Annotated in this window: 14 protein-coding genes; 4 read left to right on the top strand and 10 right to left on the bottom strand. The window is 45.8% G+C overall.

Translation table 11 applies throughout. The features are described from left to right. Positions 1 to 16: 16 nt before the first annotated feature. From IV55_RS03855 to IV55_RS03875, 5 genes are all read right to left on the bottom strand, one after another. A complete protein-coding gene (locus tag IV55_RS03855) occupies positions 17 to 1096 on the bottom strand; it encodes an ABC transporter substrate-binding protein (protein ID WP_057809559.1) in 1080 nt (359 codons plus the stop codon). Continuing rightward, a complete protein-coding gene (locus tag IV55_RS03860; RefSeq protein ID WP_057809561.1) occupies positions 1093 to 1914 on the bottom strand; it encodes an ABC transporter permease in 822 nt (273 codons plus the stop codon). The genes IV55_RS03855 and IV55_RS03860 overlap by 4 nt, the downstream gene beginning before the upstream one ends. Next, positions 1904 to 2722 (bottom strand): ABC transporter permease, encoded by an 819-nt coding sequence (locus IV55_RS03865; protein ID WP_057809563.1) that lies wholly within the window; start codon positions 2720 to 2722, stop codon positions 1904 to 1906. The genes IV55_RS03860 and IV55_RS03865 overlap by 11 nt, the downstream gene beginning before the upstream one ends. After that, a complete protein-coding gene (locus IV55_RS03870; protein ID WP_057809566.1) occupies positions 2719 to 3819 on the bottom strand; it encodes an ABC transporter ATP-binding protein in 1101 nt (366 codons plus the stop codon). The genes IV55_RS03865 and IV55_RS03870 overlap by 4 nt, the downstream gene beginning before the upstream one ends. 750 nt (positions 3820 to 4569) lie before the next feature. After that, positions 4570 to 6198: a peptide ABC transporter substrate-binding protein gene (locus tag IV55_RS03875; RefSeq protein ID WP_057809568.1), complete on the bottom strand. Its 1629-nt coding sequence runs from the start codon at positions 6196 to 6198 to the stop codon at positions 4570 to 4572. Between the two features lie 425 nt (positions 6199 to 6623). Between IV55_RS03875 and IV55_RS03880 the strand changes: the two genes are divergently transcribed. After that, the gene (locus tag IV55_RS03880) at positions 6624 to 9053 is read left to right on the top strand and encodes a Xaa-Pro dipeptidyl-peptidase (RefSeq protein WP_057809570.1); all 2430 of its coding nucleotides are present in this window, start codon (positions 6624 to 6626) and stop codon (positions 9051 to 9053) included. A 92-nt stretch (positions 9054 to 9145) separates the two neighbouring features. Here the strand turns inward: IV55_RS03880 and IV55_RS03885 are convergent, their stop codons facing one another. The 5 genes from IV55_RS03885 to IV55_RS03905 all read right to left on the bottom strand — a co-directional run bounded on the left by IV55_RS03885 (position 9146) and on the right by IV55_RS03905 (position 12921). Beyond that, positions 9146 to 9700 carry a hypothetical protein gene (locus IV55_RS03885; RefSeq protein ID WP_057809572.1) on the bottom strand — a complete coding sequence of 185 codons (555 nt, stop codon included), beginning with the start codon at positions 9698 to 9700 and terminating at the stop codon, positions 9146 to 9148. A gap of 257 nt (positions 9701 to 9957) precedes the next feature. Further along, entirely contained in the window at positions 9958 to 10659 is a 702-nt protein-coding gene (locus tag IV55_RS03890; RefSeq protein WP_057809574.1) for an SDR family NAD(P)-dependent oxidoreductase, read from the bottom strand. A gap of 21 nt (positions 10660 to 10680) precedes the next feature. Next, positions 10681 to 11010, bottom strand: a complete 330-nt coding sequence (locus IV55_RS03895) for a hypothetical protein (protein WP_057809576.1) — start codon at positions 11008 to 11010, stop codon at positions 10681 to 10683. Between the two features lie 20 nt (positions 11011 to 11030). Next, positions 11031 to 11999 (bottom strand): ABC transporter substrate-binding protein, encoded by a 969-nt coding sequence (locus tag IV55_RS03900; RefSeq protein ID WP_057809578.1) that lies wholly within the window; start codon positions 11997 to 11999, stop codon positions 11031 to 11033. Next, positions 11986 to 12921, bottom strand: a complete 936-nt coding sequence (locus IV55_RS03905) for a DUF805 domain-containing protein (protein ID WP_057809580.1) — start codon at positions 12919 to 12921, stop codon at positions 11986 to 11988. Before IV55_RS03905 ends, IV55_RS03900 begins: the two co-directional genes overlap by 14 nt. Before the next feature lie 161 nt (positions 12922 to 13082). Here IV55_RS03905 and IV55_RS03910 point away from each other — a divergent pair, with 161 nt between their 5' ends. The 3 genes from IV55_RS03910 to IV55_RS03925 all read left to right on the top strand — a co-directional run bounded on the left by IV55_RS03910 (position 13083) and on the right by IV55_RS03925 (position 16812). Next, entirely contained in the window at positions 13083 to 13994 is a 912-nt protein-coding gene (locus IV55_RS03910) for a proline-specific peptidase family protein (RefSeq protein WP_057809582.1), read from the top strand. Positions 13995 to 14668: 674 nt separating this feature from the next. After that, a complete protein-coding gene (locus IV55_RS03920; protein ID WP_057809586.1) occupies positions 14669 to 15790 on the top strand; it encodes a vitamin B12 independent methionine synthase in 1122 nt (373 codons plus the stop codon). A gap of 77 nt (positions 15791 to 15867) precedes the next feature. Beyond that, complete coding sequence (locus IV55_RS03925; protein ID WP_057809588.1) at positions 15868 to 16812, top strand: DMT family transporter; 945 nt, start codon at positions 15868 to 15870, stop codon at positions 16810 to 16812. The last annotated feature ends 141 nt before the right edge of the window (positions 16813 to 16953 follow it).

A 16953-nucleotide genomic window follows, 5' to 3' on the forward strand; every position in this document is an offset into this window, starting at 1 on the left:
TAGACCAGCAAACCGGTTACTTTCGGAACATCTTGAATTGTAGGAACAAATCGTTGTAAACGCCTGTTTCTTTGATGCCAAGATCTTGGTAGACCTGTGTATTGCTGATAACTCGATTGCTTGGATAAAACCCTTGATCATTACGGACAGAAGCTGGCAACAGGGCTTTTGCACGCTGATTTGGCGTGGAGTAGCCGACATACTCAGCATTTTGTTTCGCATTTTCCGGACGATTCATGAAATTGATGAACGCGTATGCGGCCTTCACATGCTTCGCCGTCTTAGGAATGACCAAGCTGTCGATCCACAAATTTGTACTTTCCTTTGGAATGACATAGTGCAGATGCTTATTATTGCTAATCATCTCAGCTGCATTACCGGAATACGTAACCGCAACAGCCGATTCATTTTGTTCCATGTACATCATGATTTCATCATCTAAAACAGCTTTGATGTTTGGCGTTAATGTCTTCAGCTTCTGCTCAGCTGACTTTAATTCGGACAACTTTTTCGTGTTGACGGAATGCCCTTGCGCCATCAACGCCATCCCCAAAATATCTCGTGAAGAATCAACCATCATAATGTTGTCTTTGAAACGTGGTTGCCACAAATCATTCCAGCTTGTAATGGAACCAGGTGTCACATATTTATCATTATAAACAATGCCCAGTGTGCCCCAAAAATAAGGGACCGAATAGCGATTCTGTGGATCAAACGCCAAATTCTTAAACTGTGGCGAAATGTTGTTCATACCGGTGAGTTTATGTGGATCTAACGGACGCAGTAAGTGATCGGCTTTCATGCGCTGCACCATGTATTCACTCGGTACCGTTAAATCGTAACTCGTGCCACCTTGGCGAATCTTAGTAAACATCGATTCATTACTATCAAAATTTTGATAGGACACGTGGTAACCCGTCTCATGTTCAAACTTGCTGATCAAACTCGGGTCAATGTAATCACCCCAGTTGTATAGGTTCAGCACGTTGTCACCGGAACCAGTCACGCCTGAGACACGTTGCAAATGATGCGCGGTCAAACCTAATCCAAGGCTGACCACTAAAATCGTAATAATTAAACTAACAAGGCGTTTCATTTAATGATCGCCCCCACTTCTCGGCGCTTCGTTTTGCGACCTTGGTTATATTGATTCAGGAAGTAGTAACCCGCAATCAACAACAATGACACCAGGAACCACAGCGCAGATAAAGCGTTGATTTCGAGATCGACACCTTGCCGCGCCCGCGAGTAGATTTCCACAGACAGCGTGGAGAACCCGTTTCCAGTCACGAAGAACGTAACCGCAAAATCATCCAGTGAATACGTGAACGCCATGAAAAAGCCCGAAAAGATTCCTGGCATGATCGCCGGTAAAATCACGCGGGTCAGCGTTTGCCAGGGATTCGCACCTAGGTCTGCGGCCGCATCAATCATGGAAGCATTCATTTCATTTAACTTTGGTAAAACCAGCAGTACCACAATCGGAATCGAGAACGCGATGTGACTGAGCAGCACAGAAATAAAGCCTAACCGAATGCCTAACATCGTGAAGAAAATCAGAAAGCTGGCACCGATAATAACATCTGGCGAGACCATTAAAATATTATTCAGTGACAACACCGTTTGCCGAACTGACCGATGGCGAGTTTCATAGATACCTAAAGCACCAGCTGTCCCGACAACCGTGGCACAAAGTGATGACAATAACGCAATAATCAACGTGTCTAAGACAATTTGTAGTAATCGTGGGTCATTAAAAAGTGTTTGATAATGCGCCATGGTAAAGCCATGAAAATTGCTCATGGTATTCCCTTTGCTAAAGGAATACAGCACTAAAAACAAAATTGGCGTATATAAAATAATAAAAACAATTATCAAATAAGCACGTGACCAACCAGAAAGTTTATTTTGCATGGTTTGTCCTCCGCTTCTTACGCCGTTCGCCCGTTAACAACATGGTGATAAGCATTGCGACAATCAAAACGACCCCGATCGTAGAACCCATGCCCCAATTTTGTGTTACCAGGAAGTGTTGCTCAATCGCTGTCCCTAACGTAATCACGCGATTTCCGCCAATCAGACGGGTAATCATAAAAAGTGATAATGATGGGATAAAGACAGCCTGCACACCTGATTTCACACCGTCTAACGTCAGTGGGAAAATCACCCGACTAAAAGTTTGCCAACTGCTAGCGCCTAAATCACGACTCGCATTCACATACGAGGGACTCAATTCCGCAATGGCGTTATAAATTGGCAGAATCATGAACGGAATTTCAATATAGGTTGCGACAAATAAGAAGCTCGCATCCGTGAATAATAGCTGTTTTGGACCAATCCCAACAATCGACAAAAAGTTGTCCACTGAACCACCTCGCGACAGTAAGCCAATGAAGGCATACGTCTTGAGGAGCAAATTAATCCAGGTTGGCAAAATAATCAGCAATAACCATAGCTGTTTATGGCGCAACTGATTCAGCAGATAAGCAGTCGGATAACTAATAAGTAACGTTAACGCCGTAATTAAAAACGCATACCACACGGAGTTAAACGTCATTTTCAAATACACGCCTGAATGAAAGTAGTTCGCATAATTGCCAAGTGTGAAATGTCCACTAACGCTGAAGAAGGATTGATAAACAATCAGGACCACTGGGGCGATGACGAATAGACCAATCCACAAACCATAAGGAATGTAATAAAACGCCTTACTTTGTTTCACCGGTCAGAGTCCTCCCCTTCGTAAGTTTCCAAACGGGCATCAAAGTCTTCTTCCGATTCGTTAAATCGCATGACATGAATGTCTTCAGGGTCAAAGTACGCACCTACCTTGGCACCCACTTCCGTACTGTGAATGGATTGAATCCGCCACATGTTGCCCGTGTCATCATGACCTGTAATTTCAAAAAACACGCCACGAAATAGCTGCGTATCAACTGTGATGGTCAAGGCGCCTTTTTCAACCGTGGTGATGTCGAGATCTTCTGGTCGAATAACCACCTCAACTGGCTCATTTTGCCGCATCCCCGCGTCCACGCAGTCAAATTCTTTACCAGCAAAGGCCACACGATAGTCCGCCACCATGTGTCCGCGAACGATATTACTTTCACCGATAAAATCAGCCACAAAATGGTTGATTGGTTCATCGTAAATATCGACTGGTGACCCAGTTTGCAAGATTTGACCTGCGTTCATGACAAAGATTTCGTCACTCATCGCTAATGCTTCTTCTTGGTCATGCGTCACAAAAATAAACGTGATCCCCAACCGCTGTTGTAAGGCACGCAATTCGTACTGCATTTCTTTACGTAGCTTCATATCTAGTGCTGATAAAGGTTCATCTAGCAACAACACGTCTGGTTCATTGACCAATGCCCGGGCAATAGCCACTCGTTGTTGTTGCCCACCTGAGATTTCGCTAATTTCACGTTCTTCGAAACCAGATAGTTGCACCATCCGTAATGCATCTAACACTTTGGTGCGAATCTCTTTCTTGGGAACTTTGCGTAAGTTTAATGGGAAGGCAACGTTATCGAACACATTTAAATGTGGAAATAACGCGTAGTCTTGAAAGACCGTATTGACCTTCCGTTTGTTAGCAGGTACGTTATTGATCTTCTTGCCATCAAACATCACGTTACCGCGCGTGGCATCAGTGAAGCCAGCGATAATCCGTAAAATGGTCGTCTTTCCACAGCCAGAAGGCCCTAATAGGGTATAGAACTTGCCTTGTTCGATCTCAAAGTTGATTCCTTTAAGTACTTTCGTATCACCGTACTCTTTGACGATGTCTTGAAATTCAATAATGGTTTTTGCCAATCGTTACGTCCTCCATCACCAATAAATCTGCATTCTCATGCGGTTTACATCGGTTTCAATAGTAACTGAAAATGCATTAAATAACTAGTATAAGCGCATTCCGATGTTGACCGGCCGTTTCGACTAGCTAACAGCCAAGCGACCCAACCGTTCCCAATAAAAATAGCTCACAGGGCATTGCACTCTGTGAACTATTATCTCGCTATTTTTGTTGGTTTCAAACCGACAGTCAGGCGGTGCTGTTGGGCGGTTTGGGGTTCTATTACATAGCCGAAACGAGTTCTCGGACCTTGAATGCTGTGCAGAACCTGTCCGCTGTCCGTGGCTAAAGCCACTACCACCGTACTTGTTCTTGCTCGCATTCAGACCAGTCCCGTTCACTCTCTACTTTCTAAAACGAGTTTTCGGACCTTGAATGCTGTGCAGAACCTGTCCGCTGTCCGTGGCTAAAGCCACTACCACCGTACTTGTTCTTGCTCGCATTCAGACCAGTCCCGTTCACTCTCTACTTTCTAAAACGAGTTTTCGGACCTTGAATGCTGTGCAGAACCTGTCCGCTGTCCGTGGCTAAAGCCACTACCACCGTACTTGTTCTTGCTCGCATTCAGACCAGGCCCGTTCACTCTCTACTTTTCTAAAACGAGCTACACACCCCATAAGCCTGTGCCCAACTTGCCGACCGTCCAGGGCTAATCGCCCTTACCGCCCTGCTTGTTGGTGCTCGGCTTATAACCGGGGGTGTTTCGCTCTCTACTTTGTGACCCCGCGATAGAATTTTGCCGAGCCATTTGGACTCACAACCAGTCCCTTCACGCTTGGACGTTCCATGTACACATGGGCACCTTGGAAGACCGGTGCAGTGAACGCATCTTCCTTCACGATCTGGTGTTCCGCCGTGCGTAATGCTTCCCATCGTTTCGTTGGGTTCGTTGCGTAGGTATCATTGACGTCTTTGACTACCTTCAAATATGTTGGGTTCTTGTAGTCAGAATTCAAATGATAGGCGCCACCGTCCGTGATGAACTGATATGGGTCCTGATAATCAGGGCTCCATAGCCCATACACAATGTCGAACTGATAGTTATGACCAAAGTTTAGGCGTTGCTTCAGTGGCACTTCACGCACCGAAATCTTTAAGCCAGGCAACGTCTTCTCATACGAACTTTGCATGAATTCGGCAACGGCCTTCGCTTCTGGTGTGTCAGCTGACAAAAACTCTAACGTTAGATCTTGCTTGCCAAGTTCCTTCAAACCAGTTTTAAATTCTTTCCGTGCATATGCTGCATCAGATGGTACCAAATTGCCACTATATTTCCGGAAGTCTTCACCGTTAACCGAGCTCTTTACAAAATCAGCTGGCACGATTCCGTTCAATGGTGTTGAACCATCTTGTAACACATCCTTGGTCAACTGATTCTTATTAAATCCAGTTGCCAGTGCCCGACGAATGTGCACGTTGGCTGTGGCCGCGCGCTTCGTATTGAAATTCAGGTAGCCAACAGATGGCACCTTGCGCACGTGATATCCAGGCCGACCCTTATATTGCTTCACATATTCATTCGTCAAATCAAAGTAGTCGAGCTTGCCAGATTGATATAGGTTGGCTGCCGTACTTTGTGATTTAACCGTCGTAACTGAGACTGTCGCAACCTTCACTGCCTTTGCATCCCAATAATGCTTATTCTTCGTGAACGTCCACTTATCGTTAGTACCTGTCCAACCGGTCACGGTAAAGGGACCATTATAGATTGCATGTTTAGCATCGGTACCATATGCCTTGCCTTGCTTCTTCACATAGGCTTCATCCTGTGGTGCATATGGCGCTGTCGTTAGCAAATCCTTCAGGTAGCTGACAGGATTGGCCAACGTTACTTGTAGCGTTTGCTTATCGAGCGCCTTCACGCCTAACTCACGCAATGGCTTTTTACCCAAACGAACATCTTGCCCGTTCGCGATGGGATCGATGTTTTGCGAGTTCGGTGAGCCAGTCGTCGGGTCTGCCAGTTTCCGCCAAGCATAAACGTAGTTGGCTGCAGTCACGTCATCCCCATTGCTCCATTTATTCGCGCGTAGTTTGAATGTATAGACGCGCTGGTTATCACTGATTTTAACTGTCTTCGCACCGGCTAAAACTGGCTTGCCATCGCTACCAATTCGATACAGCCCTTCAATACTGTTTTGAATTGCCTCACCAGAACTCACATCAGAATACCGGCTGCTGTTCAACGTTGCTAACGCATCCGTCGCAGCGACACGTACATTTCCCTTACTCGTGTCAGCAGTCTTTTTACTCCCACAAGCCGTCAACGTCACGGTTGCCACCATCGCAGCCGCTAGTAATCCGATCAAACGTCCCTTGTTAATATGTCCTGTTTTCATCTTGCTCGCCTCGTTCATCTTTATTGTCGAACTAACTGATTGCCACATTAAAAATTCAACATCGTGCCATCACTATGTATGCTCCTGTTGGTGCGTTATTTTAAATACGGATACAAAAAAGGAGTCCAGTCAACAAGTGACCGAACTCCTTTAAGCAAGGTTGATCGTTAGTCAATCTGCCCCTGGGTGTTCATCACTTGTGTCGCCATAGCAAAACAAACGCACTGACATTGTGCGCAACAACTCATTTGTTGTGTTTGTTTACTGATCAACATGTGAACACCTCCGTTCATATAAGTACTTACTCATAGCTTACTGAAAATAAGTAAAAAGTCAACTGTGAACATTTCTCATCGATTCGCCATCTTTTTCGTTATGAAGCTGTATAATGAGCGGTAAATCCCTCTGTTAACTAAGGAGTCATTATGAAAAACAATCAGTTTGCACGCCAAGAAGTCCCCTTACAAACTGCCATCACGGAATTACAACGGATTCATTTCTACGATGAAACAATCGATCATGCTAGTAACGGTGTCTTCGCCTATCGTCTTTTACTGCGCAAAGCATTTTTAGATGCCAAAACGGGCAGCAGCTTCGATGGCAAGCTGACTAATTATCTTGCCACAACCTCACTGAACCTGGCCGCTTGGTTAGACACGGAGCAACCAGTTACGGCAGCCATTTTTTACCGTGTCGCTTTACAGCTCACCGGCTTTCTCGCTGATGTGGACTACGACTTAGCAGACCCATTAGCAGCGATGGCAAAAATTCAGCTGCCCGTTCATCACAGTGCCGACACAGCCTGGACTAAAGACGATGTACTCGCTGCCTGGTACCTGTTGCTGACAACGCACACAAAGAATGGACAAACTTATTTAGATCAACTTGCCACGCAAGGTTACTTTGCCAATTTTTATGACCTACCAATCGCAGACAAGCCACTTTTTTTCAACGGGAAGGCACAGCCGGTCTTTGATCAAAATACGTTGCTGCGCGAAGTTGTCTATGTTGAAAGCGATGTTGACTCCGACCATGATGGCCATCGTGATTTACTCAAAGCAGAAATCATCCGTCCACTTGATTCTAACGCTGGTTTGAAAGTGCCTGCGTTATACACTGCAAGTCCCTACAACCAAGGTATCAACGATGAGGCCGGCGATGCGCAAACACATAACGTCAACGTTCCCTTAACCGAAAAGCAACCAACGGACACCAGCTATGAAACAATTGCTTATCAGGACGAAGCGATTGCTTTACCAGCCGCGCGTACCATCACGAACACGACGACAATCGCTGAAGAAACCTTTGGGCGCGAGCAAAGTTACACACTCAACGACTACTTTTTAGCCCGTGGGTTTGCCGCTGTGTATGCGGCTGGTATTGGAACCGTTGACTCTGATGGCGTCCAAACCTGTGGGTCCGTTGAACAAACTAAGGCAACTACGGCCATCATTGAATGGTTGAACGGCGATCGTGTTGCCTTCACCAACCGTACCGACAATGTCGCCATCACTGCTTGGTGGTGTAATGGCAGCATCGCGATGACAGGCCGTTCTTACCTTGGTACTTTGGCCACCGCTGCCGCAACGACCGGTGTTGCCGGGCTTAAAACAATTATTTCTGAAGCCGCAATTTCTTCATGGTATGACTATTACCGTGACAATGGGCTCGTTGTCGCACCTGATGGCTTTCCTGGTGAAGACGCTGACGTTCTCGCAGTTGAAACCTTTAGCCGCATGATGAAACCCGCTGACTACCACACCATCAAACCATTCTTTGACGAACAAATGACGTTGATGCAATCGGCAATGGATCGGACAACCGGTAATTACAATACCTTCTGGGATGAACGTAATTATCGTAAAAACATCAAGAACATCAAAGCTGACATTGTCATGATTCATGGCTTAAACGACTGGAACGTCAAACCACGAAATGTCGAACGCCTGTGGGCTGGTTTACGTGACTTGCCGGTTGCTAAAAAGATCATCCTTCATCAAGGCCAGCACATTTACATCAATGCCTTTCGATCACTCGACTACACAGACATGATGAACCTGTGGCTCAGTCATGAATTATACGGTCTGGATAACGGCGCGAAGGAATTACTACCTAACGTGCTGGTACAGGATAATGTCACGCCGGAAACCTGGAATGCTTACGAAGACTGGTCAGAACCAACGCTGACAAAACAGCGTTTCCACTTTGCTGATGATGCATTAAGTAACGTTGCCGTGAACCATGGCGCAAAATCCTTCAGTGATCAATTACCACAAACTGACTTTGACCGTTACGTTAAGAATACGTCCATATGGGAAAACGACTTACTAACGACAACCAAAACACCATTGACCGGGAATCGTCTGTTAATGCGGTCGGCACAGCTTACCGATGATCAGACCATCGATGGGAAACCAGTCGTACATGTTAGTGTCGCTGTTAATCAGCCATTAGGGATGCTGAGCTTTCAATTAGTTGATTACGGGGATGCCAAACGCTTCAATGTCACTCCCACGACGATTGCTGCGCACGGATTAGATCTCGGATTCCATTGGCGTGAGGATGCTTTACGCGAATTCACGTTGGCTAGCAAAACAACGCCATTCAAGATGATCACAAAAGGCCACATCAATTTACAAAATCGCGAACACCCATGGAAAAACGATCCTGTAAAACCAAATCAGTTCTATGATGTTACCGTTGAACTCCAACCCACGTTCCATCACCTCTTAGCTGGTCACCAATTAGGCTTAGTTGTCTATGCGACTGACTTCGGCATGACGGTGCGTGGTAATCAAGATTTACAATATTCCATCGCACTGGACGACAGTTTTGTCGATGTGCCCTTCCGGTAACTAATGAGTACCTTATAAACAAACCGACGTTGACTCAAGCTATGCGAATAGCCTGAATCAACGTCGGTTTGTTTGATCTTATTTATTGCGAACTAGCGACGGCGCCGTTCATTTCGGCGTTCACGCCGCGCTTCACGTCGTTCCCATCTTTCTGCATGACGACTATCTGCAGCCGCACTAGTCGCAGCAACTTCTTCAGGGTATTGCGCCTTTGCACGCAACCAAACACAGCCACGTTGAACCAGTAGTGTAATTCCTAAATAGAGGACAAGTGTGGCATTGCTCCCGTGCCATGCTGTGTCTGCGATTCCATGAATCGATAAGCCAATAACCCACAACACAATGGTTACCCACGTTCCCTGACGCATGACCAAGCCACCCTCAACCCATAAGTGATACGACAATGTTCGCAAGTAGCCGAATAAAATCGCGCTTATTAATGAGCCAAGAATAAACCATGTGATTCCTGACGTTACATGTAACTGATGATGTTTAAACGCATCGGCCACAGACGCTGCACCAAACACAATTAGGAATAAATAGGTCGTTAAGTTCAAGCGAATCACTTGTGGCGTTAATTGTCGTTTCAAAACCAGATATAACACGAATAACGCAACGACAATATTTGTTAAATCAACATTCTGCATAACCTTGCTAACTCCGCTACCGGCATCAGTGAAAACCGATGCTGATTCTAATCAATTATTTTTTAGTTAAACAAAATGATACCACTTAACAGGGCACAAAGACGGCTTGTCATAAGGGACAGTTATAATATAAACAGGAAAAATTAGCTCATTAAATGACCACTAATTAGTTACTAGCTAAGTTAATCCATCAAAAAAGGCTAATTATACCGACGTTCATCATCACGTCAGTATAATTAGCCTTTTAATTGTCTCAATTAAAATGGAACGATCCCATCTGTACCAATGAGTTTGCCATCCCAATCGGCTGCCGTGTGATCTGCAATCTGTTGGATCAAATCCACAGCGACGCCGACCGGTTGCCCACCTTGACGGGCTGGACTGGAGGCAATGTAGCCAGGGGTCACAGCACGAAACTGGACGTCAGTAATTTCGTTTTGGAATAACACGGTCATGGCATTAACGCTCATCCGCGACAAACGTTGACCTAATCCAGTTGTCGGACGTTCTGCTGCAAAGTCACTGAACGTTGCCAGTTGGTCGGACATGCTAATGACCATCCCCTCCTCGGCAGCTTGCAGCCACGGCAACATTTGCTGGGTCACTAAATATGTACCGAGAACATTAACATCAAATGTCTGTCGCAAGCTTTCTGCATCTTCATGACTCGCACTAACATCGTGATCATCAAACACACCGGCATTATTGATCAACAGATCTAAATGACCAAATTGTTGACCGACCCATTGTGCTGCTTGCATCACACTACCATGATCCAATAAATCGATTTGTAACAAACGGGCCTGCCCACCATTTTCGCGCAACGCGTCAACAGCTTCTAGACCGCGATCCAAATCACGTGTTCCAACCAATACTAATGCGCCATCAGCGACATATTTTTCTGCCAGTGCATAACCAATTCCACGAGTAGCACCAGTGATCAGTACGATTTTTGCCATATTCTCCCGCACCCTTTCCGGCTAGCCTACAAACGCTGCCCAAACGACCAGGACAAGTTCCAATAAGGCACGCACACTATGATTCCGCCATTTAATTGGGGTTCCTGCCGTCTTTTCCATTAAGTAATTTGTAACTGAAATAACGATACAGCCAAGTGCCAATAACGTCGTACCAAGCAACCGATTATTGCTAAACAAAACCTGACATAGCACCATAATTCCGCCCAATAGCAACCATAATTGGTACCGCTGTTCCGGACGTGATTTCTTTAGCTGGGCGGATACGATAACCCAAATTCCGTAGATTGCTACGGCAAAAGTTGTAATAAACCCTAGAATATTCATTAACATGATTTCACTGCCTCATTCATTTATTTTGTCACTGCTTTTTGCTCACGATACTGTGACACAGGCGCCAATTTCAAACCGTGATTGTTCGTCAACAGCCATTCTCGAACTGCGGCTGTCTGCGTGTCAGTCACCTTCATACTGTGCTTAAAATGCGGCAATGCTAAAGCTGCCAAATTATCATTTGGATAACCGAGATTCGTCACCAAAACATTTTGATACGTTTGGCTGGATGGATGCGCATTAATGTAGTCTACTGCCTGATTATACGCTTTCAGAAACTTAATTGACGTTTGGGGATGATGTGTCAGGGTCGCATTGCTAAAGACGATGCCCGTGTTCACCTGACTGGCCTTCGTCTGCCCTAAAGTTCGTGCGCCTTGACGACGTAACACACTGGCATTTGGATCCATCAAACTAACCGCACTAGCTGTTTGTGTCGAGGCTGCGGTCATCAAATCCTTCTCGCTGTTAGCTGTCTTCTTGCTAACATCGCCAGAATTGACCTTTGCCTGCGTCATCAAAAGGTCTGTGGCGTATTCCTGCGTTGAATTGGCAAGTGTCCCAACCACTTTTCCCTGCAGATCTTTCACGTTATTGACGTCTGGATCATCAGTCAACAAGGCAACATAATTCGTCGCCGTCCCAACCAAACGTCCGGTTGGATGCGCGCCACTGGTCATAATGAATTCCGGCAAGCCACTAATCACACCTGTAAATTGACCGGTATTCATCCCACTGACCCGATCGCTTGCTGTCGAAACGTTGGTAATATTGACTTGCAAGTGCTGCTTTGTAAAATACCCTTGCTGTTCAGCAACATAGATCGGCAACGCATCAATTGATGGACCGACGGCAAAATTCACGTGCGTAATCGTCGGTTCGGCCGCCTTTTTTGGCGTTGCAGCCGGTTTACGATGACAGCCGACCAAGATTAATGTCAACAGCAGTCCCAAACCACCTGCAACGAATCGCCACCTACGCTTCGTCATGATATTTCTCGCTAACCGTCTTTAAACGGCCACCATCCGCCACAGGATACTTCATCTGATTTGGCTTAGCAGGTAACAATGTCAGTAACAGTAAAATTAACGAACCAATTGAGCCAGCTAAGTAGAGCAATACCCACGCTGCGTTTAGTTCTTGATCATGCAACCGTCTTGCCGTCAGCGAAATAATGGGGAACCATAGCGGAATACTAGCAATAATCAAAAATGCTACTGTCAGCAGCATCGCTGGAACCGACAGATGGCTATCAATACTTTGTGCAGCAATTGCCGGATTCATCCCCGGATATTGCATCAAAGTACCGAATATCGACCGAAAAATTTGACCCGCTAGAAAAATGAAGGTAACTAATCCTAACGCGGCACCATAAACAATCCCAAAGAGCTGCCAGGCTACCCGTGTCCACAGATAATTTCCCCGTGAGACAGTCCCTTTGAAATTAAAAAAGTCACGCCATGCTGTCGCAAATGCATTGCCTAAAATTCCATGAATATAACCATGGCGATCAACGACTAAATTGGTTCGCTGACCATCTGGATCGACCATGTGATACCAAGGTGCACGCGGATCACGATCAACTTCTGGCAAGGCATGCAAGATGATCATGTGCACACCAGGCAATAACATCAGCCATTGATAGTTCGTTGGTAGCGCAATACTGTGTAGTCGCCGCACGGACATGCTCAGATATTGTAGGAACTCCGCTAATAAGAAGATCACCAGCACAGTCCGCGAAACACTGGCCATGCCCATGCCTAACGTCATTCCAGCAGACAAAATGGTCGCCACCACAATCGTTGCTATGAGTATCCCAATCATGCCTGCCCAAAAATCACGACGACGCGTTTTGCCATGATAGTTAAAAATTTGCTGCCAACTGGCCACATAATTCGCCCAAATATTCATCTGCGTTTGCTCCTCACTAATGCCTTAATTACGTACATTTTAGCGGACTTACGCATCGTTTGCACAATATATCCATGATTTCAGCAGCTTTTTCACTTAAACTGCGGCCACCCCTGTGAAACGTGATAAACTGAATGCATTACACGAAGGAGGCTGACCCCATGAAACAAGGAACCACCATCATGACGCTCGACAACGGGTATCACTTATGGACTAACACTCAAGGCACTGGCGACATTCACTTACTATGTCTGCACGGTGGCCCTGGTGGGACTCATGAATACTGGGAAAACTTTGCTGAAGAACTCGGCAAACAAGGCCTGAACGTGACCGTGCACATGTACGATCAGCTCGGCTCGTTTTACTCTGACCAACCTGATTACACTGACAAAGCAACTGCTGACAAGTATCTCACCTATGAATACTTCCTGGATGAAGTTGAAGAAGTTCGCCAAAAGCTTGGTATCGATAACTTCTACCTCATCGGTCAAAGTTGGGGTGGCTTACTTGTTCAAGAATACGCTGCTAAATATGGCGATCATTTGAAAGGTGCCATTGTTTCTTCAATGGTTGATGAAATTGACGAATATGTCACCCACATCAACAAGGTTCGTGAAGAAGCATTGCCTGCTGAAGAAGTTGCCTACATGAAGGAATGCGAAGCCAAGAATGATTACGACAACGACCGTTACCAAAAGGACGTTGATGTATTGAACTTAGGTTACGTTGACCGTAAGCAACCAGCTGCCATTGCACATTTGATTTCAACAATGGCCACACCTGTCTACAACGCTTTCCAAGGTGACAACGAATTCGTCATCACTGGTAAGCTCAAGGACTGGCATTTCCGTAATAACTTGAAGGACATTAAGGTACCAACCCTATTAACCTTTGGTGAACACGAAACCATGCCAATCGAAACCGCTAAGACCATGCAAAAACTGATCCCTCACGCACGTTTAGAAACAACGCCTGAAGGTGGTCACCACCACATGATCGATAACGCCCCTGTCTACTTCGACCACTTGGCCAAGTTCATCAAGGACGTCGAGAACGGACAGTTTAACGACTAGAAGAACAGAGTGTGAACAAGCCCGTTCTGGTTCCGAACAATTGCAAAGACGGTGGTTAGGGGCGATCTTGGCCCATGACCGGCGGCTAGGCGATGCACAGAAGCCAGGGCTTGTGAACACGTTTCGGATGTAGAACGGGTAACCGCTCACGCCATAACTAAGCGCTGCAGCGTCGGTTTAACCGATTCCGCAGCGCTTTTTCTATCGCTATTACTAGAGTTTGGGACATAAGTCATCTTGTCTAAAACTCCTTTTTTGATTTACGAACTTAAATAGTAAAAACGTGGGACAAATTAAGTCACTACCCATTGACATCCCCCAAAAATAATTGTAAGTTATCATCAATTCATCATTAAATTTTAATAAAACAGCATTGAAGAGAAGAGTAACCACAATCATGCCTCCCAGAAAGACCGGTTATTGGAAAAGGTCACGCAACGTTGCGGCGAAGATGAGCTCTGAAAAATGTTTGCCAGTTCACGCTGACAAACCGGTAGGAACCGTTAACTTTCCGGGTATCATGGGTACCGTTGAGGCGTTATTTAAACGCGAACTAGGGTGGTAAAGCGACACATTCGCCCCTATTTGTCCAATCTGGACAATGGGGACGAATGTGTTTTTTTTGCGTACAATGCTGATTAATTTTAATGATCAAAAAATTGGAGGAATTCACTATGTCAGAAAATACACTTACACAAACAGCACCATTTCGTTTCGATGTCGTCGGCAGTTTATTGCGTCCCCAAACACTAAAGGATGCTCACCAAGATTTTACCGCCGGTAATATCACTGCCGAAGAATTAAAAAGCATTCAGCAAACAGAGATCAAACGCGTCGTCGCTGAGCAAATCAAGCTTGGCTTGCATGCAGTCACTGATGGCGAATTCAACCGTAGTTGGTGGCATCTCGACTTTTTATGGGGCTTAACTGGTGTCGGCCATTATGATTATCAACAAAGCTATAAATTTCATGGCGATCACACGCGTACAGACAATGCTGAATTAATCGGGCCCGTTGCTGCTAACCCAGAGCATCCATTCTATGCCGATTTTACTTTCTTAAACAGTCTCGTACCGGCCGGTGTTCTCGCCAAACAGACGATTCCCGCGCCAACCCTATTATTTCGAGACAACCGCAGTGATAATTGGCATAACTTTTATGACACCTGGGATCAATATTTAGCCGCTGTTGCAAAAGCTTATCACGACACCATTCAGCATTTTTATGATCTCGGCTGTCGCTATATTCAACTCGACGACACCACCTGGGCATTTCTAATCAGTAAACTAAATGAAACTGCTGGTAGCGAAGAACAAGCGCAGTATGTAAAGCTCGCTGAAGATTCCGTCACGTTAATCAATTCAGCAATTGCTGATCTACCATCTGACTTGACCATCACGACCCACATTTGCCGTGGTAACTTTAAATCCACATTTCTCTTCAGTGGTGCCTATGACGTTGTCGCCAAATACCTGGCGCAATTAAAATACGACGGGCTGTTCCTCGAATACGATAACGATCGTGCTGGTGATTTTGGTCCTTTAGCAACCATTTGGAATCACGACGCGCACAAACGCCTTGTACTAGGTCTGATCACCTCAAAGTTCCCGGAACTCGAAACACACAAAGCAATCATTGATCGTCTCAACGATGCCGCCACACACGTCCCACTCGCTAATTTAGCACTATCGACACAATGTGGCTTTGCCTCGACCGAAGAAGGCAACAAGTTAACCGAAGCTCAACAATGGGCCAAGTTGCACTTAGTCCGTGATGTTGCTGAACAGGTCTGGTAAGCGATCGTTAAATCCCTCCGTGCACCTCCCGTAATGATCGTGGTACCATGGAATGAGCACATTATAGGAGGAACACCATGCTTGCCATTACCATTGCCATCGCGATTGGGATCGCCCTTCCGATGGAAACAGCCATTAACTCACGTTTACAAACGACTTTGCGGTCACCATACTTCGCGTCATTTATTTCATTTCTAATGGGGACGGTTTTCCTAACCATTCTGCTACTCGTGACCGGACATTCACTTCTGATTCCAGCCGGTTTCATCGCACATAATCCCTGGTGGGTGTGGTTTGGTGGTGTTCTTGGTGTGGTTTATCTGACTGGGAATATTCTGTTGTTCCCAAAGCTCGGCGGCATTCAAACAGTGCTGATGCCGATTTTGGGTGAAATTCTCATGGGGTTGCTCATCGATAACTTTGGACTATTTGGTGGCGCCACTCACGCCATCACAGCTCTGCGGATTATCGGTGCACTACTAATGATTGCCGGCATTATCTTTGCCGTCGTTCTACCTGAACGCGCCCGTAAAGACAGTTATCAAGGGACTGCTGAAAAGGACACACAGGTCCCTTATCGTGGTTTATGGCAGCTGCTTGGTGTTTTATTTGGAACCTTCGCCGCCTGCCAAACATCGATCAACGGTCACTTAGGACATCTACTTCATTCGCCAATCCAAGGTGCTTACGTTAGTTTCATTATCGGTGCTTTATTATTGCTGATCCTCGTGTTGATTCAGCAACACTCGCTTCGCTTGCCAACGGGTGCAATCACCCACAATCCCTGGTGGATCTGGTTTGGTGGCTTCATTGGCGCCGTCTTCGTGCTCGGAAATGTCTATCTGGTACCAATTATCGGCACCGGTTTGACCGTGGTGATTGTCTTATTTGGCCAAATCGTCGGTGGTTTAGTCGTTGATCAATTTGGATTATTCAGCGCTAAGCGTAATCCCATTGTGCCACTGCAGATTGTTGGATTAGTGGTCATGGTACTCGGTGTGATGCTGATTAAGGTGTTTTAATAGATTTAATTGGAATGAGAAAGCGGTCCTACTGACGATGAAAAGTCAGTGGGACCGCTGTTTTTAACTATTATATAGTTGAAACGTGCAAGCAGACCTTGAATCCTGTGCAGAACCTGTCCGCTGTCCGTGGCTAAAGCC

It is taken from the genome of Furfurilactobacillus siliginis, assembly GCF_001437435.1.
Taxonomy (GTDB): Bacteria; Bacillota; Bacilli; order Lactobacillales; family Lactobacillaceae; genus Furfurilactobacillus; species Furfurilactobacillus siliginis.

Coding starts and splice junctions, on each gene's coding strand:
- IV55_RS03920 (WP_057809586.1), top strand. CDS start 14,669: ATGTCAGAAAATACACTTACACAAACAGCACCATTTCGTTTCGATGTC.
- IV55_RS03910 (WP_057809582.1), top strand. CDS start 13,083: ATGAAACAAGGAACCACCATCATGACGCTCGACAACGGGTATCACTTA.
- IV55_RS03890 (WP_057809574.1), bottom strand. CDS start 10,659: ATGGCAAAAATCGTACTGATCACTGGTGCTACTCGTGGAATTGGTTAT.
- IV55_RS03885 (WP_057809572.1), bottom strand. CDS start 9,700: ATGCAGAATGTTGATTTAACAAATATTGTCGTTGCGTTATTCGTGTTA.
- IV55_RS03860 (WP_057809561.1), bottom strand. CDS start 1,914: ATGCAAAATAAACTTTCTGGTTGGTCACGTGCTTATTTGATAATTGTT.
- IV55_RS03925 (WP_057809588.1), top strand. CDS start 15,868: ATGCTTGCCATTACCATTGCCATCGCGATTGGGATCGCCCTTCCGATG.
- IV55_RS03905 (WP_057809580.1), bottom strand. CDS start 12,921: ATGAATATTTGGGCGAATTATGTGGCCAGTTGGCAGCAAATTTTTAAC.
- IV55_RS03900 (WP_057809578.1), bottom strand. CDS start 11,999: ATGACGAAGCGTAGGTGGCGATTCGTTGCAGGTGGTTTGGGACTGCTG.
- IV55_RS03875 (WP_057809568.1), bottom strand. CDS start 6,198: ATGAAAACAGGACATATTAACAAGGGACGTTTGATCGGATTACTAGCG.
- IV55_RS03855 (WP_057809559.1), bottom strand. CDS start 1,096: ATGAAACGCCTTGTTAGTTTAATTATTACGATTTTAGTGGTCAGCCTT.
- IV55_RS03880 (WP_057809570.1), top strand. CDS start 6,624: ATGAAAAACAATCAGTTTGCACGCCAAGAAGTCCCCTTACAAACTGCC.
- IV55_RS03895 (WP_057809576.1), bottom strand. CDS start 11,010: ATGTTAATGAATATTCTAGGGTTTATTACAACTTTTGCCGTAGCAATC.